Source organism: Pseudomonas linyingensis (genome assembly GCF_900109175.1).
Lineage (GTDB): Bacteria > Pseudomonadota > Gammaproteobacteria > Pseudomonadales > Pseudomonadaceae > Geopseudomonas > Geopseudomonas linyingensis.
The window spans coordinates 39,722-59,055 of the sequence record NZ_FNZE01000010.1 but is presented as its reverse complement, the minus strand read 5'-3'; the positions used below and the strand labels follow the sequence as shown (position 1 = coordinate 59,055).

The 19,334-nt window shown below is 63.4% G+C and carries 20 protein-coding genes; 9 read left to right on the top strand and 11 right to left on the bottom strand.

Features of this window, described 5'->3' with window-relative positions; genetic code table 11:
• Positions 1-9 precede the first annotated feature (9 nt).
• Both BMZ19_RS13335 and BMZ19_RS13330 read right to left on the bottom strand, forming a co-directional pair.
• Positions 10-969 carry an OB-fold domain-containing protein gene (locus BMZ19_RS13335; RefSeq protein ID WP_425287175.1) on the bottom strand — a complete coding sequence of 320 codons (960 nt, stop codon included), beginning with the start codon at positions 967-969 and terminating at the stop codon, positions 10-12.
• Positions 970-1,040: 71 nt separating this feature from the next.
• Positions 1,041-1,823, bottom strand: coding sequence for an SDR family oxidoreductase (locus BMZ19_RS13330; protein ID WP_425287173.1), 783 nt, complete (start codon positions 1,821-1,823; stop codon positions 1,041-1,043).
• Positions 1,824-1,961: 138 nt separating this feature from the next.
• On the opposite strand from BMZ19_RS13330, the gene BMZ19_RS13325 reads away from it, so the two are divergent.
• Positions 1,962-2,747: an enoyl-CoA hydratase gene (locus BMZ19_RS13325; protein ID WP_090311659.1), complete on the top strand. Its 786-nt coding sequence runs from the start codon at positions 1,962-1,964 to the stop codon at positions 2,745-2,747.
• A 65-nt stretch (positions 2,748-2,812) separates the two neighbouring features.
• On the opposite strand, the gene BMZ19_RS13320 is transcribed toward BMZ19_RS13325, so the two are convergent.
• The 7 genes from BMZ19_RS13320 to BMZ19_RS13290 form a co-directional block, all read right to left on the bottom strand.
• Complete coding sequence (locus BMZ19_RS13320; protein ID WP_090311658.1) at positions 2,813-3,043, bottom strand: hypothetical protein; 231 nt, start codon at positions 3,041-3,043, stop codon at positions 2,813-2,815.
• Between the two features lie 260 nt (positions 3,044-3,303).
• Positions 3,304-4,467, bottom strand: a complete 1,164-nt coding sequence (locus BMZ19_RS13315) for a helix-turn-helix transcriptional regulator (protein WP_139214680.1) — start codon at positions 4,465-4,467, stop codon at positions 3,304-3,306.
• Positions 4,467-5,849 carry a DUF1329 domain-containing protein gene (locus BMZ19_RS13310; RefSeq protein WP_090311656.1) on the bottom strand — a complete coding sequence of 461 codons (1,383 nt, stop codon included), beginning with the start codon at positions 5,847-5,849 and terminating at the stop codon, positions 4,467-4,469. The genes BMZ19_RS13315 and BMZ19_RS13310 overlap by 1 nt, the downstream gene beginning before the upstream one ends.
• 17 nt (positions 5,850-5,866) lie before the next feature.
• A complete protein-coding gene (locus tag BMZ19_RS13305; RefSeq protein ID WP_090311655.1) occupies positions 5,867-7,528 on the bottom strand; it encodes a DUF1302 domain-containing protein in 1,662 nt (553 codons plus the stop codon).
• A gap of 205 nt (positions 7,529-7,733) precedes the next feature.
• Positions 7,734-8,633 (bottom strand): VOC family protein, encoded by a 900-nt coding sequence (locus BMZ19_RS13300; RefSeq protein WP_090311654.1) that lies wholly within the window; start codon positions 8,631-8,633, stop codon positions 7,734-7,736.
• A gap of 62 nt (positions 8,634-8,695) precedes the next feature.
• The gene (locus tag BMZ19_RS13295; RefSeq protein WP_090311653.1) at positions 8,696-9,772 is read right to left on the bottom strand and encodes a 3-ketosteroid-9-alpha-monooxygenase, oxygenase component; all 1,077 of its coding nucleotides are present in this window, start codon (positions 9,770-9,772) and stop codon (positions 8,696-8,698) included.
• A 17-nt stretch (positions 9,773-9,789) separates the two neighbouring features.
• A complete protein-coding gene (locus tag BMZ19_RS13290) occupies positions 9,790-10,977 on the bottom strand; it encodes an acyl-CoA dehydrogenase family protein (RefSeq protein ID WP_090311894.1) in 1,188 nt (395 codons plus the stop codon).
• Positions 10,978-11,442: 465 nt separating this feature from the next.
• Between BMZ19_RS13290 and BMZ19_RS13285 the strand changes: the two genes are divergently transcribed.
• Together BMZ19_RS13285 and BMZ19_RS13280 are read left to right on the top strand one after the other, a co-directional pair.
• Positions 11,443-12,225 (top strand): hypothetical protein, encoded by a 783-nt coding sequence (locus BMZ19_RS13285; RefSeq protein WP_139214679.1) that lies wholly within the window; start codon positions 11,443-11,445, stop codon positions 12,223-12,225.
• A 108-nt stretch (positions 12,226-12,333) separates the two neighbouring features.
• Positions 12,334-13,314, top strand: coding sequence for a hypothetical protein (locus BMZ19_RS13280; protein WP_090311651.1), 981 nt, complete (start codon positions 12,334-12,336; stop codon positions 13,312-13,314).
• A gap of 197 nt (positions 13,315-13,511) precedes the next feature.
• On the opposite strand, the gene BMZ19_RS22920 is transcribed toward BMZ19_RS13280, so the two are convergent.
• Positions 13,512-13,781 carry an HNH endonuclease family protein gene (locus tag BMZ19_RS22920; RefSeq protein ID WP_425287174.1) on the bottom strand — a complete coding sequence of 90 codons (270 nt, stop codon included), beginning with the start codon at positions 13,779-13,781 and terminating at the stop codon, positions 13,512-13,514.
• A 719-nt stretch (positions 13,782-14,500) separates the two neighbouring features.
• Between BMZ19_RS22920 and BMZ19_RS13270 the strand changes: the two genes are divergently transcribed.
• Together BMZ19_RS13270 and BMZ19_RS13265 are read left to right on the top strand one after the other, a co-directional pair.
• Positions 14,501-14,791 carry a hypothetical protein gene (locus tag BMZ19_RS13270; protein WP_244517213.1) on the top strand — a complete coding sequence of 97 codons (291 nt, stop codon included), beginning with the start codon at positions 14,501-14,503 and terminating at the stop codon, positions 14,789-14,791.
• A gap of 5 nt (positions 14,792-14,796) precedes the next feature.
• Entirely contained in the window at positions 14,797-15,030 is a 234-nt protein-coding gene (locus tag BMZ19_RS13265) for a YMGG-like glycine zipper-containing protein (protein ID WP_244517211.1), read from the top strand.
• Positions 15,031-15,284: 254 nt separating this feature from the next.
• Here BMZ19_RS13265 and BMZ19_RS13260 read toward each other — a convergent pair whose 3' ends face one another.
• Positions 15,285-15,563 carry a GmrSD restriction endonuclease domain-containing protein gene (locus tag BMZ19_RS13260; RefSeq protein WP_090311648.1) on the bottom strand — a complete coding sequence of 93 codons (279 nt, stop codon included), beginning with the start codon at positions 15,561-15,563 and terminating at the stop codon, positions 15,285-15,287.
• A gap of 293 nt (positions 15,564-15,856) precedes the next feature.
• On the opposite strand from BMZ19_RS13260, the gene BMZ19_RS22825 reads away from it, so the two are divergent.
• From BMZ19_RS22825 to BMZ19_RS13245, 4 genes are all read left to right on the top strand, one after another.
• Complete coding sequence (locus tag BMZ19_RS22825; RefSeq protein ID WP_280142162.1) at positions 15,857-15,979, top strand: hypothetical protein; 123 nt, start codon at positions 15,857-15,859, stop codon at positions 15,977-15,979.
• Positions 15,976-17,304 carry a TrkH family potassium uptake protein gene (locus BMZ19_RS13255; RefSeq protein WP_090311647.1) on the top strand — a complete coding sequence of 443 codons (1,329 nt, stop codon included), beginning with the start codon at positions 15,976-15,978 and terminating at the stop codon, positions 17,302-17,304. Before BMZ19_RS22825 ends, BMZ19_RS13255 begins: the two co-directional genes overlap by 4 nt.
• The gene (locus BMZ19_RS13250) at positions 17,294-17,989 is read left to right on the top strand and encodes a potassium channel family protein (RefSeq protein ID WP_212633234.1); all 696 of its coding nucleotides are present in this window, start codon (positions 17,294-17,296) and stop codon (positions 17,987-17,989) included. Before BMZ19_RS13255 ends, BMZ19_RS13250 begins: the two co-directional genes overlap by 11 nt.
• A gap of 645 nt (positions 17,990-18,634) precedes the next feature.
• Positions 18,635-19,294, top strand: coding sequence for a DUF2278 family protein (locus BMZ19_RS13245; protein WP_090311645.1), 660 nt, complete (start codon positions 18,635-18,637; stop codon positions 19,292-19,294).
• Positions 19,295-19,334 lie beyond the last annotated feature (40 nt).

Genomic DNA, 19,334 nt, shown 5'->3' with positions numbered 1-19,334 from the left:
CTGCGCTCCTCACTGGGCTACCGGCCGGAACAACGGCAGGATCAGCTCGTCGTCGAAGGTGTGGAACTCGACCTGCACGGCCTGGCCGATGGCCAGCTCGTCGCGCTTGACGCCGACCAGCCCGGCGGTCAGGCGCACGCCCTCCTCCAGCTCGATCAGGCCGATCGGGTTCGGGTAGTCGAACGGTGGTACCTCGGGGTAGTGCATGACCACGAAGGAGTAGATCGAGCCCTTGCCGGAAGCCTGTACGCTGTCCCATTCGAACGAATGGCAACTGCTGCACACCGGACCCGGCGGATGACGCAGGGTGTTGCAGGCGGTGCAGCGCTGGATCAGCAGCTTGCCTTCGGCGCAGCCTTCCCAGAAGAAGCGGGTGTCGTCGCTGATGCCGGGCTTGGGTCGCTTGAACTTCGGAATCGCCGCGGCGCCCTCGCCTTCGCTGGCCGGCTTGACCGGATTGGCCGGGCGGAACTTGAACACGCGGAACAGCAACTGGCCGACCTGCTCGTCGCCCTCCGGTTGCTCGGAGAAGAAGCTCATTACCAGGGTGACGAAGTAGCCGGTGCCCAGCGCGGTGGTCTTCTCGTCGCCCACCGCGTCCAGACGGGTGGTGTAGTAGAGCTTCTCACCGAGCTTCACGTAGCGCGCGAAGCTCAGGTCGGAGTTGACCGCCACCACCGAGGCGAAGCCATTGGCTTCCAGCAGCTTGAGCACCTCGTAGGGGTTCTCGTCGGTAGAGCCCGGCGCATAGTTGTTCATATGCAGGCCTTCGAGGCACCAGGCCTGCAGCATCGCCGGCGGCGCGACGATGCCGCCGTGCTCGGTGGTGGCCGCGTAGTCGGCGTCGGTGTAGAGCGGATTGTCGACGCCCATGACCTCGCACCACTGGCGGATCATCGGCGCGTTCACCGCGTCCCAGGCGTAGACGCGACCGTACTCGCGTCCCACCATGGCCCGCACGGCGGGCATGAATTCTTGTTCTGCCAAGATCGTCTCCTCGGTATTGAGGGCGGCCCGCACTGCGGGCGCGCCGACTTCGGTCATTGATGGGCGGAATTGGCTGCGGCGAGGAAGGCGGGTCGTTCCCCGCCCCCGTGCAGCAGGAGGTTGCAGCCACTGGCGTAACCGGCCAGCGGCGAGGCGATGTACAGGCAGGCGTTGCCGATGTCCTCGGGACTGGCCATGCGCCCGGCCGGGATGGTGGCGCCGACTGCGGCAATGCCCGCCTCGTCGCCGTAGTGCAGGTGCGCCTGCTCGGTCTGCACCAGCCCCGGGCTGACGGTGACCACGCGTACCTTGGGCGCCCACTCCACCGCCAGCGAGGTCACCAACGCCAGCACGCCAGCCTTGGCCGCGCCGTAGGCGGCGGTGCCCGGCGAGGGACGCAGGGCGCTGATGCTGCCGATGAACACGATCACGCCGCCCTGCTCCTGGCGCTGCATCAGCCGGTTGGCGTGCTGGGCGACGTTGAGCGGGGCGATCAGGTTGAGACGGATGATGCCCTCGTGGAAACGTGGCGAGGCGTCGGCAGCCAGCACGTGGGGGCTGCCACCGGCGTTGTTGACCAGCACGTCGAGACGCCCGCAGCGCTCCTCGATCACCGCGAACAGGGTGGCCAGCGAATCGGCGTCGCGCACGTCGGCGGCGAGGAACTCGGCCTGGCGGCCGTCGGCTTCCGGCAGTGTCTCCGGGGCATTGCGCCCGCAGACCAGCACGCGGGCGCCGGCGGCGAGATAGCTCTGCGCGATGCCCGCGCCGACGCCCTTGGTGCCGCCGGTGACCAGCACCACCTTGCCGGTGAAATCGAGGTTCTGAGTGGCCATTGCATGCTCCTTCATAGCTGCATGGCTTCACTCTAGGGGCAGGCTCGCGCCACACTCGTCGTTCAAACGGACGATGAGTGACAGTCCGAAGCCTGCGAACAATGCGGCCATCCCTCCTGCCCTATAGAGAGGTCGCGCATGGCCGCCGACAACCTTCCCCCCGTGCTTCTCGACTTTCCCAGCGAGGGCGTGGCGCGCCTGCGCCTGAACCGGCCGCAGGCCACCAACGCCCTCAGCCTGGAGTTGCAGGCGCAGCTGTCGCAGCACTTCAGCGAGCTGGGCAACGATCCGGCGGTGCGCTGCATCGTGCTGACCGGGGGCGACAAGGTGTTCGCCGCCGGCGGCGACATCACCAGCATGGCCGGCGTCGGTGCCATCGACATCTACCAGCGGCATACCGAGCGGGTCTGGGCGCCGATCCAGCACTGCCCCAAGCCGGTGATCGCTGCGGTGTGCGGCTACGCCTACGGCGGCGGCTGCGAGCTGGCGATGCTGGCCGACATCATCGTCGCCGGCCACGGCGCGAAGTTCTGCCAGCCGGAAATCCGCATCGGCATCATGCCCGGCATCGGCGGCACCCAGCGCCTGGTGCGTGCGGTGGGCAAGGCCAAGGCCATGAGCATGGCCCTCACCGGCCGGCCGATCAGTGCCGAGGAAGCCTGGGTCGCCGGGCTGGTCAGCGAACTGGTCGCCGACGAGGAAGTGCAGGACCACGCCCTGGCGATGGCCCGCACCATCGCCGGCATGCCGCCGCTGGCCGCCGAGCAGATCAAGGAAGTGATCATCGCCGGCCTGGATGCCTCGCTGGAGACCGGCCTGGCCCTGGAACGCAAGGCCAACGCCCTGCTGTTCGCCTCGCGCGACCAGAAGGAAGGCATGCAGGCGTTCATCGACAAGCGCGCGCCGCGCTTCGAGGGGCGCTGAAACCGCGCCCCCGCCACACGGTAGGAGCCAGCTTGCTGGCTCCTACAAGAGCTGATCCGAGCCGTTCAGCACACCACCAGCTTGTCCTGTACCGACAGGCGCATCACGTAGCCGATCTTGACCAGCGACGGTCCGACGATGGTCAGCATGTGCGAGCCGACCACCAGGCCCAAGCCGATGGCCTCGTCGAAGCAATAGGCGCCCAGCACGCCGACGATCAGGATCGCCACGCCGGACAGCACCAGGTTGTTGGCCAGATTGAAGACGCTTCTGGGGGATTCGAGCACGCCAGACATGTCAGATACCTCCACAACAGGTTTCAGCAGTTGCAGATAACCAATCATGAAACGTGCCAGGCGTGCAGTGCCTTGTAGATCAATAACCTAGCGCCATACTCGGAAATATGCAGTCGAAAAGACACAGATCACTGTTGTCATCCCGACTACGAATAGAGTCAGAATGACCCGCACGCCCATCCAGGGCATGCCCTCTGTAGGCGCGAACTCATTCGCCCGAACGCTCCGCGAAGGCGAATGAATTCGCCCCTACAGCACAGTCAATCCATCGCCACCACACTGCACAGCAGCAGCTGCACCAGCGCGGTCTGCCGTTTCACGCCGGTCTTGGCGAACACCGCGCGCAGGTGGGTGCGGGCAGTATTGCGGCTGATGCCCAGGCGAACGGCGCTTTCCTCGAGGGTCAGGCCTTCGCCGAGCAGCACGGCCAGCGAAGCTTCGGCCGGGGTGAGCTGGTAGAGCTGGCGCAGCAGGGGTTCGGAGGGCTGCGCCGGGCGACTGCTGTCGCGCAGGATCAGCTCGACGGCGGCCGCGCGACCAGCCTCCGCGCTGGCTGAGAGAGGAATGCTGCGCACCAGCACGCTGAGGCCGCCGCGCTGGCCGCCGCGGTCCAGGGCGATGGCCTCCACCAGGCCGGTACCGTTGCGTCCGGCGGCGGCCTGCTTGATCAGCCGCCACAATCGACGGTCGTCGCGTGGGGCGACGGCTTCGAGCATGCCGTTGTGCAGCTGCAGGCTGTCGCCTTCGGCGAGGATCTCCTCGGCGGCCCGGTTGATCCGGCAGATGCCGCCGTCTTCGTCGAGCAGGATCGAGCCGATCCCCATGCGCTCCAGGGTGCCGACGTACAGCCGACAGGCACTCTCCACCCGGTCGAGGTGGGCGTACAGGCGCAGCGCGCGCCTGAGATGCGGCAGCAGCAGGCCGCACAGCGCCCGCTCCGTCTCGCTGAACGGCCCATCTTGCGGTGGGCGGCTGATGCGCAGGCGGCACTCGCGCTCGCGGCCTTCGTCGCTGCGGATATCGGCACCCATCATGTAGCGCACCTGCAGTGGCTCGAGGAAGTCGCGGTAGATCACGCTGCCCAGCCACTCGCGCTCGTCGATCAGCTCCTCGAGCATCACCACGGTGTCGCGCGGCAGGTTGACGAACGGATCGACCGCGTACAGCGAGCTGCTGTAGAGGGCGTGGATGTGCGGCCGCGCCTCGCCGGCGAAAACCACCATGCCGCGATCCTCGGCGCTCGGCAGGCGGATGGTCAGCGATACGTAGTTGGCATGGAACTGCCGGCGCAGGGCATTGAGCAGGCCGCCCCAGGGCTTTTCCTCGAGCAGGCCTTCGTAGACCAGGCCGACCAGCGCCTGCAACTCGTCTCCGCCGATGGCCCCGGAACGGCAAGGGGCGCAAGCGCCCCCTGCCTCCGCCATCAGAGCCCGCCTCGGCGCGCGGCTTCCGGCCCGAACATCGCCGCCCGGAAGTTCGGGGCGTTCAGCTTGAAGCCCTTGGGCTGCTCGTTGATCAGGTTGAACGCCAGGTAGGTGTTCTCCAGCAGGTCGTGGTAGAGGCCGACACCCGCCTGCGGCGTCTGGGTCTCATAGGCGTAGAAGAAGTTGAGCATCGAGGTGCGCCACAGCTCGCCGCGGCTGTCGAAGTTGTCGGCAACGATGGGGAACCAGGTGTCCTCGTCGATGTAGAGGCGACGCTTGCCGTACAGGTGCCGGTAGTCGGACTTGAGGTTGCCCTCCAGCACCCACACGCGGTGCTTCTCGTAGCGCATGTGGGTCGGGTCGATATGCCCGGGCTTGAGCAGGTCGGCGTACTTGAGTTCCGGCGAGTGGATGCGATAGGCGTTGTAGGGGATGTACACCTCCTTCTTGCCGACGATCTTCCAGTCGTAACGCTGGCCGGAACCGTTGAACAGACGCACCTCGTCCACGGTGATGGAACCGCCGGTACCGGGGAACGCCATGTCGAAGCCATAGCCGGGGGCCTGGCGCACGCGGCGGGTGCCCGGGTCGTAGCGCCAGCTCTGGCGCGGCTCGGTCTTGTCGTTCCAGAACTCCATGCCGGTGTTCACCTCGCCCTTGTCGCGCAGCGGCTGCAGGGTCTCGTTGAGGTAGAAGGACGATTGGCCGTTGGTGTCGCCGATGCGCCCAGGCTCCAGGTGCGGCGCCAGGTTCTTCGAGTGGACGCGCCCCCAGTTGATCTTGCCGTCGCGCAGCACGTAGGCGTTGTCCGAGACGTACTCCTCGGTCCACGGGCGCACGGTGAACAGCGAGGCGTTCTTCAGCAGTTCCAGGCCACTCTTCGGCATCGGGAACGGCGTACCGCCGGTCTTGGCCACCACACCCTCGCCGTCATCGGTCAGGTGGGCGTAGCCGACGTTCGCCTTGGTCGCCTCGCACACGCTGTCGTTGAAGCGGAAATCGCGATGCGAGGGATAGACCGGCATGCTGAAGGTATCGGGATACAGCTTGAACAGCGCCTTCATGCCGTCGGTGAGGTACTGCTCGTGCTCTGCCATGTTGGCCGCGGTGATGGTGAACAGCGGCTTTTCGTCCGCGTAGGGATCGAGCGGATGGTTGCCGGTGCCCTGGAAATTCACATGCGGCGGCGCACCCAGCCACTTGCCGGAATACTCAGGAATGCTGCCGTCGGCGTTGCCGGCGCGCTCGGCGCCCATGCAGGTGTGGGTGCTGCCCAGCTTGGCCAGCTCGTCCGCCGAAGCATTGGCCAGCACCGGCGTGGCGCCGAGCGCGAACAGCGCACCGCAGGCGATGATGCTGGCGAGTTGCGTGTGTTTCTTCATGGTTCCCTCCCCCTTCATCAATAGGTGTACTTGGCGTTCAACGACACGTAGTCGCGGTCGGCCAGGGTGCGGCCGTTGGCGATGTCCGCCGAGCCGAGGTAGCCGACGTAGGTCACCCCGACCTGGAAGTTGCCCAGGTACTTGAAGTCGCCGCCGACGGTGACGCGCTTCTCGTCGCGGCCGAGGCCCGAATAGGCGCTGCCGGAGACGTTCTGGTTCCAGAACACCTTGGTGGTCAGGTCCCAGCCGCTGAACAGGCTCGGGTAGTCGAACATCGCGCCGAGTCCGACCAGCGTGCTGCCGCGGGTCTGGCCGTCGTATTCGAAGTCGTCGAAGGTGCCGTTCTGCCCCGGCATGCCGCCGCTGACCACCAGCTCGTCGACGCTGTCGATGCGCTGGTGCACCACCTCGCCCATCAGCGTGGTCTGGTGGGCCAGCGCGCTCGGGCCGAGGATATAGACGGCGTTGAGGTTGCCCTGAATGAGGTTGCCGCGGGTCGGCGCGCCGTTGGACAGGTACACGGCGGCGTCCTCGCGATAGCTGAGGTCGCTGCCGATCTGCACTGCATCGCCGAGCTTGGTGCTCAGACTCACCCCGGTGAGGGCGATGTCGTCGAAGTAGCCGAGCTGATAGGCCGGCGCGTTGCCCGCTCCGGTATCGCGGCCGACGTCCTTGAGCGAGGAGTACTGGGTATTGCCGGTGAAGTCGAAGAACAGCGCCGCCACCCGGTCGTGGTAGCGGTAGTGGTAGAGGCCGACCTCGGTGTTCTGCGCCAGCTGGTAGCGCAGGCCCAGGCCCCACTGGCCGTCGTCCTCCGGCTCCACCTCGCCGGCGAAGTTGGCCACCCGGAAGCTCTGGTCCGGCAGGTTGCCGATCACCCCCGGCGCCAGACGGTAGAACTGCGCGCCCGGACCGAAATAGTCGCTGCCGAAGTAGTCGCTCACCGGGTTGAGCAGGGTCTCCTCCCACTCGTACTGCCAGAAGCCGACCAGGGTCAGGTCGTCGGTCAGGGTGAACGACGCCGACACCTGGCCGACCGGCAGGTAGGCGTCCTTGGCCTCGGTGCCCGGCACGTTGAACTTGGTGGCGTCCACCGGCGCCTGGCCCTGGCTGATGTTCGGCCAGAACAGGCTCTCGCCCCAGGCCACCAGATGGCGGCCGGCCTTCATCGACAGGTAGCGGTCGTCGAAATTCCAGCTGCCGAACACGAAGGCGTCCAGCAGGCGGAACTCGCCGCCGCTGCGCTCGCGGGTCTTGTCGATGAAGTGATCGTGAGCGCCGATCTTGTTGACGGTGGCCGGCGAGTCGTTGTCGTTGCTGCTGTGGTAGGCCGCATCGTAGAAGTGGCTGGCGCGCAGCATGGCGCCGACGTTGTCGTGGCGCAGCAGCATCTCGCCGAACAGACTGACCCGGTTGGTGATCAGCGAACCGCGGTCGAAGTTGCGCGTGCCGTCGTCGAGGTTGAGGTCGTTGAGGTACGCGTCGTCGGCCTTCTCGGTACGCATCGACGCGGTGTAGTTGACCGTCAGCGACGACTCGAGGGTGGTCGACTCGCCGAGCTCGACGGTCGGCAGAGCGCTCACCGCCCCGCTGCTCAATGCCACCGCCACGGCGAGCAACTCGCGCAGGTACGGTGGCTGGCCGGCGCGCCGGCAATCCTTTCTTGCTGCCTTGGGCATACTGCCTCCGGATTATTGTTGTTCTGGCATTGCAGATCCGCGCTCGGGCAAAGCCACCACGCGGGCAGGTCCATGGCCCCGCCGCGCGTGAAGCCGGCGCGGCGGGGACGGGGTCAGTGTGGGAAGGGTCGGGGGGATGGCACATCATCCATTTGAAGGAGATCCGGGCGTGATGCAGTCGGCAGCACGCCCGAGGTGTTGCGGCTCAGTTGCTCGGCGCGTTGAACCCCACCCCAAAGTCATGCCCCCACACGCTCACCTCGCTGGCCTCGTAGACGCTGTGCCGCGTCCAGTCGAGGACCAGGCCGCCGAAGCCGTACTCGATGGCGAAGCCCGAAGGGGTGTCCATGTAGAAGGAGGTCATGCGGTCGTTGACGTGCTGGCCGAGGGTGGCCATCAGCTTGACGCGCGCGCGCTGCATGCGGTCGTGGGCGCGGCCGACCTCCACCAGATTCTCCACCTCCACCATCAGGTGCACGCAGCCGCTGGCTACCGGCGCGCCGAACAGCGCCAGACTGTGGTGGCGGCCGTTGTTGCAATGCAGGAAGTAGATCGGGATGGCCGGGGCGTCCGGCGCGGGGTGGAAGCGGTGGATGTCGGACAGGCCGAAGCCCATGACATCGCGCAGGAACGCCCAGGTTTCCGCGAAGTTCGCCGCCGGCAGCACGGTATGGCCCATGCCCAGCTCGCCGGTGACGAAGCCCGGCACGCCGACCGGCGAGACGAAGCGGCGAAAGTCCGAGCACACACCCCACACCAGCTCGTGCAGGTTGCCGGACGGGTCGCGCAGGCTGGCCAGGCCGTTGACCCGGCGCACCGCGCACAGCTCGGCGCAGCCGCGCTCGAACGGCACGCCGGCGCGCTCCAGTTCCGCGCAGGCCTGCTCGAAGGCTTCCTCGCCCGCCAGCTCCCAGCCGCTCGCCACGTAGCGGTCGGCCGGGCCGCTGGAGACGAACAGGCGGAACGGCCGCTCGTCCATCTTGATATAGAGGTCGCCCAGCGGCCCCTCCTCCACCATCATTCCCAGCACCTGCTCGGCCTGCCGGCGCCAGGCGGCCAGGTCGCGGCTCGACGCCACCACGTAGGCCAGTCCACGAATGTCCATCGTCGGTTCTCCTCAGTCGCGGCGCCGGGCAGGTCGCCCCGCCCGGCGCACGCCTTGGCGGGTCAGCCGCGCAGGTGGCGCAGTTCCGGCTTGACGCCGACGTAGTCCATGTCGATCTCGTGCTCAACGCGGCGGGTCGACTCCTCGGACGCCTCGTTGATCGGCTGGAAGAACTGGTCGTACCACTTGCGCGCGTGGTAGATCGGCCCGTCGCTCTCGCAGAGCATCGGGTTGCCGATCCGCAGCTTGTTGTCCCAGATGGCCACGTCGGTGCCCAGGGCGACGCACTGCAGCTCCGTCCACTCGGCGATCAGCTGCTGGTTATCCGCCTTGCTCAGGCCCGGAATGTGCTTGGTCGCCACACCGAAGTGCAGGGTGAAGCTGTTGTGGTCGATGGCCGTGTTGCCGACGATATAGATGGTCTCCATGTAGTGGCCCTTGTACGGCCCCTTGAGCGACACCAGCAGCACGCCCGGCCCGTAGTAGGTGGCGTAGGTGATCACCGCCTCGCCCGCGCTCATGATCCGCGAGCCGGAGATCTGCACCTGGGTGGCCTTGTGGTCCTCGAACAGGTTGGCGAAGAACAGCGACGGCGACTGGTGGGTCTCGTCGAAGTGCCCCATGTCGACGATGTTGTCCACCAGCTCGCGGCTGTTGGCGTTGATCACCCACTCCGCCCAGTGCATCTCGCTGTACTCCGGCGAGTCCAGCTCCTCCAGGCGCGGGATCTCCTGGCCCTCGATCGGCGGGTTGCCGTCCGGGTCGTGCCAGATGAACAGCGCCTCGTTCAGCTCGGCGGTGGCCCAGCGGCCCACCCGCGCCTTCGGCGGCACGCGCTTGCAGTAGGGAATGCTCACCGCCTTGCCCTCGCGGTCGAACTGCCAGCCGTGGAACGGGCACACCACCTTGTCGCCCTCAAGGCGGCCGTGGCTGAGGTCGCCGCCCATGTGCGGGCACCAGGCGTCGAGCACCTGCAGCGCGCCGTCGGAGGTCTGGAACACCACCAGGCGGTAGCCGAAGGCGTTCACCGTGTGCGGCTTGCCGTCCTTGTACTTGAGCGCCGAGCCCAGGCAGTGCCAGCCGCGGGCGTAACGTTCGGGGATCGGGTCGGCGATGATCTTTGCGCGATTCATGGACATGGTCGGGTCTCCTGGGCTCAGAGGAAGCTGTCGGTGGTGGTCTGGTCGGTGAGGGCGATGAAGCCGAAGGCGCGGCCGAACAGGTCGACGTTGTTGGCGATGTGCGCGCGGCCGGTGAACACGTCGAGGAAGATCCGCGTCAGCGGATTGCTGCGGTAGGTGCCGGTGGCGCCGCAGCAACGCAGCAGCTCGTTGATGTGGTGGGCGCACTCGTTGGCCACCTGGGCGAGCTGGTAGCGCTGGCGCAGCCGCTCGTTGACCGGCGCCGCCTCGCCGCGCTCGGCCCAGGCCATCTGCACCTCGTAGTGACGCTTGCGGTTCTCCACCATCTGCTCGTGGGCGACCACCGCGCGGGCGTAGGCCAGCTGCGCGTTGGGATCGTCCACCGTGCGCATGCCGACGTTCTTGCTGATGCCCTGTTTCGCGTAGTCCTTGAAGTGCTGGATGGCCGCCGCCAGGCCGCCGAGGCAGGCGTTGGACACCGCCGGGATGAACATCTGGGCGAACGGCACCCGGTACAGCGGCGCCGTGTTCAGCTCGCGGCCGGGGTTGGCCGCGTCGTCATGCTGCTGGGTGGCATGGGTGCGGTGGAACGGCACGAAGGCGTCCTCGACCACGATGTCGTGGCTGCCGGTGCCGCGCAGGCCGATCACGTCCCAGTTGCGCTCGATGCGATAGTCGCTCTTCGGCAGCAGGAAGGTCCGGTAGCTGTTGCCCTTGCCGGCGCCCGGCGTCAGGTTGCCGCCGAGGAACACCCAGTCGCAGTGTTCGCAGCCGGTGGAGAAGCCCCAGCGCCCGCTGATGCGGTAGCCGCCCTCCACTTCCGTGACCCTGGCCACCGGCATGTAGGTCGAGGCCACCAGCGCCGAGGCATCCTCGCCCCACACCTCCTGCTGCGCCTGCTCGGGGAACAGCCCCAGCTGCCACGGGTGCACCGCCACCACGCCGTACATCCAGGCGGTGGACATGCAGCCCTCGGCCAGCGTCTGCTGGATCTCGGCGAACACCTTGGGCCCGAACTCGAAGCCACCGTGGCGTTTCGGCTGCATGACGCGGAACAGCTGCGCCTCCTGCAGCGCGGCGATCACGTCATCGGCCACCTTCAGCTCGGCCTCGGCCTGCGCGGCACGCTCGGCCAGCAGCGGCACCAGCGCCCGGGCACGGGCGACCAGCTCCTCGGGGGAAATTCTTGTTGTTTGTTCCATCGACTCACCCATGGACTGCGGGAATACGTCGCGGGCCGCCAGCGTTTCAGTGGCGGCTCGCCCTGTGTGATACGGGCTGGATTCTTTGGCGGGGGGTGGGGGGCGACATCACCCGAATGGATTAGCCGTTCGGGTAGTGGGGGTTTTGTTGATCTGGAGCAAGAAATGGGGGAGCAGATGGTCGTGAGCCGGATGCGGCAAGCCCTTGGGGGGCTACTGGCTGGGGTTAAAACTGCTGGTCCCGGTTGTCTTTCATCAGGGCCTCGCGATAACCTCGGCACCTGTTCGAATGCCACACGCAAAGGGAGTTGCCGTCTTGCTGCATAACCGCTTTTTACACCCACCTCCTTCGCGCAGCTCGCATTCCAGAGCTGCTCCACGCTTTCAATCCGGAATACTATTCACCAAGTCTTTCCGGGATGTTATGCACCATCTGGCGTCTAATTTTAGTTGGGCATATGAATAATGACTAAGCGCCAAGTAGCAGTTGGTCATTTGCGGACCGGAAAACCCTTGCACTTGATTGCGCAGGAAATGGACGTGTCGTTCCAAACAATCGTCCGCTACATGAAACTACAGGTTGCCGAGGGCGGCGTAACGGCTTCGGAAGTGTTCTTCGGAATAGATCCCGCACGCCGGAGTCTACTTCACAAACTATTAGAAGGCTCTGATGGCAAGGCCAGCAAGTCGTATTACCGAGACGCGGCTTTTCAAGGAATATCCTGGGACGAAGCCAATCTTTACTGGGCAATGGCTTTTTCGACAGCAAACCGCGGAGACATGTACGAGAGGGTTGCTGACCTCGAAGTGGGGCTTCATCAACACATTAAGGACGTGCTCACCAAGGAGTTTGGCGAGACTGAGTCGGCCTGGTGGCGAAACGGCGTTCCGCTTGCTGTTCGCAAAGCCTGTGTTCAGGCCAGAGAAGAGGATGCTGAACCTGTAGATAGCCCATTCGCCTATACGACTTTCATCCATCTGTCAGAGATTATTGAGAAGAACTGGAGTCTATTCTCCGCAAATCTTCCGAAATCGCTCGTTTCGAATAAGCAGAAACTTCTCGCAGACCTCAAGAAGTTGAACTCAATCAGAAATGCCGTTATGCACCCGGTCAAGGGAAAGTCGTGGGACCAAGATGATTTCGCCTTTGTAGGAAAACTCCTCTCCGAGTTAAGTCTCTATGCGAAGAAGACAGGGAAGGCATCAGCACTAATTCACCGAACAGTCGTATTCGGTGCGCATCGCTAGGAATTAGCCATGCGCGGCATATGCCCAACCCTATCATTCCACCGGGCCTGCGCGAAAATCCGTGCAGGCCGGTGAATTCAGACGTTATGCGTCAGGAGCTCCTGAGCGATGACCACAATCTCAAAAGGAATCAAGACGATCCAAATTCACGCACAAACGAGATACCCAGTCGTATCCGCATATGAATTTGAGTTCCTTAAGTCCGAGAAAGAAATTCAGGCACTGCTAAAGCCATGCACAATCTATTTCATCCTCCAGCGTCCACTGCTCTATTTCGACAATTTGTGCGTCGCCGACGGGAAAATGACTTTCAGCATAACCGATGATTCGAACTGCCCACCTCTCGAATGCACGTTCATTCCTTCGGAGAATGGCTTTTGCAAGCCAGACGAAGAGTTACTTATTGACATTCAATTCTACAAGAAGACTCCAGATAAAGCCGAGCCGTTTAACGACGTGAGCGCCTTTAAACTCTGCACCCTGAAGAACGTTTTCCTTGGCTGGTTCAGTCCGAGCAAATTCCTGTACGAGGTATTAGACCGGCGCTTGAAGGCAAATATTATTGGCAATATTTCCGATTATCTGGACTTTCAAGTTCACTACATTGGCAAAGCATTCTCGCAAGATATTTGGAATCGCCTGACCGGCCATCACAAGATGCAGTCGATTCTTACGCTAGAGGACTCCCTAAATCAACGATCTCTTCGTGCGCCGCTTGAGATTTCACTCCTCATGCTTGACATTGACGGGTACGACGAAGGAAACATTTTTCCGACCTTTGAGTTTGCTCTTCAACCAGGAATCGAGCCTATCGTTTATACGTTTAGCAACGATGAGGATGACCCGCGGTTTGACGAGTACTACGAGCCAAAACTACCACCTCGTGCCCCCGAGTTAACTAGCGAGGTCGAAGCAATTCTTGTAAGTACATTCAAGCCAAAGTACAACGAAGTTTTGTTCGAGAACTACCCTGATATTAAGGCTGGTACGAGGTCTGCTGGCTATACACAAAGCACGCTCCTTATTGAGAAGATGCCGGCTATACTTAGAACCGAACATCATGTGCAGGGGCTTGTTCTTCCCGTATGACGCATAACCTTACAGTCGAGCGGACCTGCGCGAAAGGCCGCGCAGGTCGCTCACTTCCACGTTAGAACGCATCAAGCCTCCCCCTTCCCCCCGGATACCGCCACACCCCACAAGCCACCTCCGCCAGCACCTCTCCCCTGGCCAGAATCTCCCGCTCCGCCCAGCTCCACCGCATGCAACTCGCGACTCAGGCCCGGCTAGCTGCACCTGAGCAGCTCCGCCATCTTCACCTCCCACGGCGAGCGCGACAGCGCCGGGTTGAGGCTACCGGCGACCAGCGTCAGGTTGCCCAGGGTGTGCTTGAGGCGCTCGCGCTGTTCGGCGAAGGCCTGCCGGCCCTGCGGGCTCTTCTGCTCGGTTTTCGGCAGCGGCCAGTGCTCGTCCCACTTCTGCAGCAGGATGTGCTCGATGGCCAGCGCGGTCGGCTGCTCGCCTGCCTCGCCTTCGGCGTTGCCGAGGGCTTCCAGCGCGTAGGGTAGACAACGGCGCAGCCTTGTCTACCGCTGTTACCCACCCTGGTGAACTATCAAAGCGGATGAGCTGGAGTCGTCTGCTGAATACTTGGGATGAGCCTAATCAGGCATGCAGCCCCCGGCCAGCGTCTGCTGGATCTCGGCGAACACCTTGGGCCCGTACTCGAAGCCGCCGTGACGTTTCGGCTGCATGACACGGAACAGCTGCGCTTACGTGAGCGGGATGGTGCGAGTCAAGGCTTGGCGTTGGCTGAGGGTGTCGATGCGGGTGCCTGAATGCGAGCCAGCATCCCTCCCCTCTTTCTGGCGTCTGGTAGGCCCTCAACTACACTCAGTCGTGTTCCAGACCTGCTCTTTCCAGCAAAGGGGAGATCTAGTCAAATTTTGACGCCCCTACCGCGGGCCCTACCGCGTCGAACATCAACATCTGACAGGTATCGTCTCCAGTTGACCGTGGCTGCGCCCAGGCTTTGGCCGGAGCATTGACGTCCCGGTCCGGCGGGAATGCGATGGAACTTCAGTGTTTTATACCGGTTCGAAGCACGATCCGGTGGGGCGACGCAGGGCCGCCGGTGCAGGCTGCGCCAAGGCGTCGAGGCTCAGTCCAGTGAAGAGGTGAGACGATGCGAATATCGCGATTGGGCACGCTGGCATTGGCAGCATGCGTGACTCTGGTGACGACATTCGGCACTGCCCATGCCGACGAAGTGCCCATGATCACCGGCGAGCAATGGATGCAGTCGACGGAGCAACTCAAGAAGGTCTACCTCGTCGGCATAGCCAACGCCTACCAGGTGGAGAGGGCCTACTATGGGTCGACGCCGCCGGCAGATGAGCAGAGCCTGGTTCCGCGTTTCGCCAAAGGCCTGAAGGGCCACACGCTCGACACCGTACGCGAAGGGCTCAACCGGTGGTACACCGCCAACCCCGACCGCGTGGATCGGCCCGTCATCGAGACCATCTGGTTCGAGATGGTCGTGCCCGGCCTGCAACAGAGCAAGTAGCGGAGATGAACATGAAGCGGTTCCTATCGTTTGCCGCAGCCTTCGTCGCAGCGGGCCTGATCGGCTGCACCTCGATGACTCCTCAGCAGCAGGGGACGATGAGCGGTGCGGCCATCGGCGCCGCAGCCGGCGCCGGCATTGCCGCGATCGCCGGCGGCAGTGGATGGACCGGCGCAGCGGTCGGCGCCGTCGCCGGCGGCGTTGTCGGCAACATCAAGGGCAGCAAGCAGCAGAAATAGGCGGGCTGGTAGTCGCTATGGCGCGGGCCGGCGGGCGACATGGATCATCTTCAGGCCCGTTTGATCCTGTTCAGGCTAATCCGTGTAGAGATCAGGCCGGGCCGCTCACGCCCCCACCGGATACCGCCACACCCCACAAGCCGCATCAGTCAGCACCTCTCCCCTGGCCAGAATCCCCCGCTCCGCCCAGTCATCCAGCGCATGCAGCTCGCGGCTCAGGCCCGGCTGGCCGTACCTGAGCAGCTCCGCCTTCTTCACCTCCCACGGCGAGCGGGACAGCGCCGGCCGGCGACCAGCGTCAGCTTGCCCAGGGTGTGCTTGAGGCGCTCGCGCTGTTCGGTGAAGGCCTGTCGGCCCTGCGGGCTCTTCTGCACGGTTTTCGGCAACGGCCAGTGCTCGCCCCACTTCTGCGGCAGGATGTGTTCGATGGCCAGCGCAGTGAGATGTCGGGCCCAATCTGCATGACAGGCAATGGAAAATTCCTCGTCTGCACTCTTTATGATTTCTTTACGCGCCCATGCCGCTTTGACCATCGCGCCTTTACGGGCGGCAATGTGAAAATGCAGCCGTCTGCAAGTCAAGCATCATCTGGAACCATGCTGCCAATGCATTCCCAACCAGTTGCCGATGATCGTGAACCAGCGACAGGAATTACATGAGCGATAGTCGACGCACCGCTGCCTCCTCGCCCGAGCTGCCCAGCAAGGGCTGCGAACGCCTCAAGGTGCTCCTCGTAGGGGTGCGCCCGGAGGATGGCTCGCTACCCCCGTTTCATCGTCACCGAGGCTGGGGTTGGATACCGGCTGTTGCAGTACTGAGCTCGAACATGATCGAACACCTGACCAAGCCCACGATCCAGTCCGCGGCGAATCTTGATCAAAAGGTGGACTTGTCGTCCGGCGTTCGATGCATCCATGGACTTTCCATATCGGCAGGAGCGATCGAATGAAGTCTGCGCTACATCCCGCCAGGGTGGTGGCCCTGGTCTTCCTGGCCGTGATCGCCGCCGGAACGTTGCTGCTGATGCTACCGGCCGCCACGGCCACGGGCCTCTCCGCCCCCTGGGTGACGGCGCTGTTTACCTCGGTCTCGGCGGTCTGCGTGACCGGCTTGGTCGTGGTGGACACGGGAACCTACTGGTCGGCGTTCGGTCAGGTGGTGATTCTCGTGCTGTTCCAGCTCGGCGGCTTCGGCATGATGACGCTGGCGACCCTGCTGGGTCTGCTGGTCAACCGATCCTTCCGGTTGCGCAGCAAGCTGATCGCCCAGGCCGAGAACCGCTCGCTGGGCGCGGGGGACATCGCCAGCGTGGCCAAGCTGGTGTTCGTGGTGACGCTGGCCATGGAGGCTGCCGTGGCTCTGCTGCTAGCCGCGCGGCTGCATCTGGCTTATGACCTGGACTGGCCCGCAGCGGCCTGGAGCGGCCTGTTTCATGCCGTATCGGCATTCAACAACGCCGGCTTTTCCATCCACGCCGACAGCCTCATGGGCTATGCCGACGACGGCATGATCCTCGCCCCCGTGATGGCCGCCATCGTCGTTGGCGGCATCGGTTTTCCCGTGCTTTATGACCTGCACAGCAAGTTCGCCGACCCGCGGCACTGGTCCCTGCATACCAAGCTGACCCTGAGCGGCACGGCGACCCTGTTGCTCGGCGGATTCCTGTGCCTGCTGTGGTTCGAGTGGAGCAATCCGCGCACCCTGGGCGCCATGCCCCTGGCCGACAAGCTGCTCTCGGCGCTGTTCGCTTCCGTTTCCGCGAGGACGGCCGGCTTCAACTCCATCGACATTGGCGCCCTGACCCACGAAAGCTGGGCCCTGCATTACCTGCTGATGTTCATCGGCGGCGGCAGCGCCGGGACTGCCGGTGGCGTCAAGGTAGCTACGGCGGCAATCCTGATTCTCATGGTGTTCGCCGAGGTTCGCGGCCGTGCCGACAGCGAAATCTTCGGCAGAAGGCTCAGTACCGCTTCGCAGCGCCAGGCGATCACCGTACTGGTGTTGGGCAGCGCGATGGTGGTGCTGGGCACCCTGGTGATCCTGCGCGAGACTGACTTGCCCACCGACCAGGTGATCTTCGAGGTCATCTCGGCGTTTGGCACCGTGGGACTCTCCACCGGGATCACAGCCGCCCTGCCGGAGTCCAGCCAGTTGATGCTGACCGTGCTCATGTACACCGGGCGGGTCGGCACCATCACCCTGGCGGTGTCGCTCGCTCTGGGCGAGCACCTCATGCCCTACCGCTATCCAGAGGAGCATCCAATTGTTGGCTAAATTTCTGTTTTCGGAGCAATACGCTTTCTCGAAAGGCGACAGCGTCGTGGTCATCGGCTTGGGGCGGTTCGGCGGTGCGGTGGCCAACTCCCTCATGCGGCTCGGCCACGATGTAATGGGGATCGACTGCGATGCCGATCCGGTGCATGCCTGGGCGGACCTGCTGACCCACGCGGTTCAGGCCGATGCGACCAACTCCATGGTACTTCGCCAGCTCGGCGTGGCGGACTTTGCGCATGCGATCGTCGGCATCGGCACCGACCTGGCGGCGAGCCTGATGACGCTGATGGCGCTGACCGAGTTGGGCATCAAGGATATCTGGGTCAAGGCGTTGACGCATGAGCACGGACAGATCGCCCTGCGCATCGGCGCTCATCATGTGGTCTATCCCGAGGCGGACATGGGCGAGCGCGTCGCCAACCTCATCACCGGACGAATGATCGACTTCATCGAGTTCGACGATGGCTTCGCCCTGGCAAAGATCCACGCCCCGCTGCCCACTCACGATCGCAAGCTCGAGGAGTCCGCCATCCGCACCAAGTACGGAGTCACCGTGGTCGGCCTCAAACGCGTCAATCAGGACTTCCAGCATGCGACCCCCAGCACCTTGGTCATGCCCGGTGACCTGCTGATCGTTTCCGGGCCGACGGAGCAGATCCAGCGCTTTGCCGGTCAGGCGAAATGAGCCTGCAGGTTGGAACCAGGTAACGAAGCACTCGTGCACGCCCATGGCCGAGGCGGCTGACCGCCAGGATTCATCTGGTTAGCGAAAGCATCACAACCAGAGGATTGCCATGGCTATCGCGCAAAGCTGGAAAAGCGGCTCATGACGCCTCCTGAACCGCTGCCGGATAACGCCAAACCCCACAAGCCGCCTGCGCCGACACCTGCCCTCTGGCCAGAATCTCCCGCTCCGCCCAGTCCTCCACCGCATGCAGCTCGCGGCTCAGGCCTGGCTGGCTGCACCAAGCAACTCCGCCTTCTTCACTTGCTGGCTGCACAGCAGCAGGAGCGGGCGCAGCTTCTGGCCGGCCAGCGCCAGGCCGAGCAGACGCTCGAAGTCATCCCATAGCCTGGAGCGAAAACAGCAGCCGCACCCTGCATGCGCAGCCTGGGCAAAGGTGAAGGTCTGTTTGCCAGCGTCTAAAGTTTCTGAAGACCGAGCCTCAAAGCCTGCACATGAGAGGCAAATAAAAAATGCCGGGCAACTTCATTCGCGAAAGACAAGACAACCATCACACATCGAGAATCATCAAGAAAGCTTAAATGAAAATCGAATCCCAACAAAAACAGCCAAAATCTCCAAACCCCGGAAAAGGTGATACAGCACATGAGCCTTACAAATGGATATGGACTGGTAATCGGAACAAAATCAGACTACTACCGCGACCCGCCAGACAGTTTTGGCCGCTACTACCACGGCAACCTCATCGTCAACGCACCCAATGGAGATTATCACTGCGCAATCGATGTCGACCCCAAGGCAATGCCTGACGGCATTCAGTGGCGCATCGTGCACATAGCCAAGGCCAGCTTCTCGACAATCAAGGCGCTGCCGGATGGCTGGCATTCCATTAATTCAAATCCCACATCAGGCGCCCTCGATTACATTAGGTCGACTGTTCTTCACCCGCCAATCCTCATAAAAACAGTCACTTATAACAGCTGCCTATCCAAGATCATCAACTTCATACGATGGAATCCGCCATGGAAGAACGGCACTGGTTTCCAGGCACTAACTGATCTGGAGGCCGTAATTGCACTTGGCGTTAGATTTTATGTATTCGGCGAGCCATTCACTAGCGGGCTTGGCGTCCACAACATCCACCAGAATCAAGGCGATCCCATTGGCAGCGGGTTTGATACCGAAAATGCGATTTGGCAGGACGGTGCCACCATTATCGAAACCGCGAATGGCGACATCATTGGCTTTCTAAATAAATTCAAAACCCAGGCATTCAAGACCGACAACCAAGGGCACCCAATCTAGGCCAGGATCGATCACCGTAGACTTACTTTGAAGGATCAGT

Bases quoted from the DNA above. Each gene is read 5' to 3' on its own strand.
- BMZ19_RS13335 (WP_425287175.1), bottom strand. From the start codon at position 969: ATGCCCGCCGTGCGGGCCATGGTGGGACGCGAGTACGGTCGCGTCTAC.
- BMZ19_RS13330 (WP_425287173.1), bottom strand. From the start codon at position 1,823: ATGGCCACTCAGAACCTCGATTTCACCGGCAAGGTGGTGCTGGTCACC.
- BMZ19_RS13325 (WP_090311659.1), top strand. From the start codon at position 1,962: ATGGCCGCCGACAACCTTCCCCCCGTGCTTCTCGACTTTCCCAGCGAG.
- BMZ19_RS13320 (WP_090311658.1), bottom strand. From the start codon at position 3,043: ATGTCTGGCGTGCTCGAATCCCCCAGAAGCGTCTTCAATCTGGCCAAC.
- BMZ19_RS13315 (WP_139214680.1), bottom strand. From the start codon at position 4,467: ATGGCGGAGGCAGGGGGCGCTTGCGCCCCTTGCCGTTCCGGGGCCATC.
- BMZ19_RS13310 (WP_090311656.1), bottom strand. From the start codon at position 5,849: ATGAAGAAACACACGCAACTCGCCAGCATCATCGCCTGCGGTGCGCTG.
- BMZ19_RS13305 (WP_090311655.1), bottom strand. From the start codon at position 7,528: ATGCCCAAGGCAGCAAGAAAGGATTGCCGGCGCGCCGGCCAGCCACCG.
- BMZ19_RS13300 (WP_090311654.1), bottom strand. From the start codon at position 8,633: ATGGACATTCGTGGACTGGCCTACGTGGTGGCGTCGAGCCGCGACCTG.
- BMZ19_RS13295 (WP_090311653.1), bottom strand. From the start codon at position 9,772: ATGTCCATGAATCGCGCAAAGATCATCGCCGACCCGATCCCCGAACGT.
- BMZ19_RS13290 (WP_090311894.1), bottom strand. From the start codon at position 10,977: ATGGAACAAACAACAAGAATTTCCCCCGAGGAGCTGGTCGCCCGTGCC.
- BMZ19_RS13285 (WP_139214679.1), top strand. From the start codon at position 11,443: ATGACTAAGCGCCAAGTAGCAGTTGGTCATTTGCGGACCGGAAAACCC.
- BMZ19_RS13280 (WP_090311651.1), top strand. From the start codon at position 12,334: ATGACCACAATCTCAAAAGGAATCAAGACGATCCAAATTCACGCACAA.
- BMZ19_RS13270 (WP_244517213.1), top strand. From the start codon at position 14,501: ATGATCACCGGCGAGCAATGGATGCAGTCGACGGAGCAACTCAAGAAG.
- BMZ19_RS13265 (WP_244517211.1), top strand. From the start codon at position 14,797: ATGAACATGAAGCGGTTCCTATCGTTTGCCGCAGCCTTCGTCGCAGCG.
- BMZ19_RS13260 (WP_090311648.1), bottom strand. From the start codon at position 15,563: ATGGTCAAAGCGGCATGGGCGCGTAAAGAAATCATAAAGAGTGCAGAC.
- BMZ19_RS22825 (WP_280142162.1), top strand. From the start codon at position 15,857: ATGATCGAACACCTGACCAAGCCCACGATCCAGTCCGCGGCGAATCTT.
- BMZ19_RS13255 (WP_090311647.1), top strand. From the start codon at position 15,976: ATGAAGTCTGCGCTACATCCCGCCAGGGTGGTGGCCCTGGTCTTCCTG.
- BMZ19_RS13245 (WP_090311645.1), top strand. From the start codon at position 18,635: ATGAGCCTTACAAATGGATATGGACTGGTAATCGGAACAAAATCAGAC.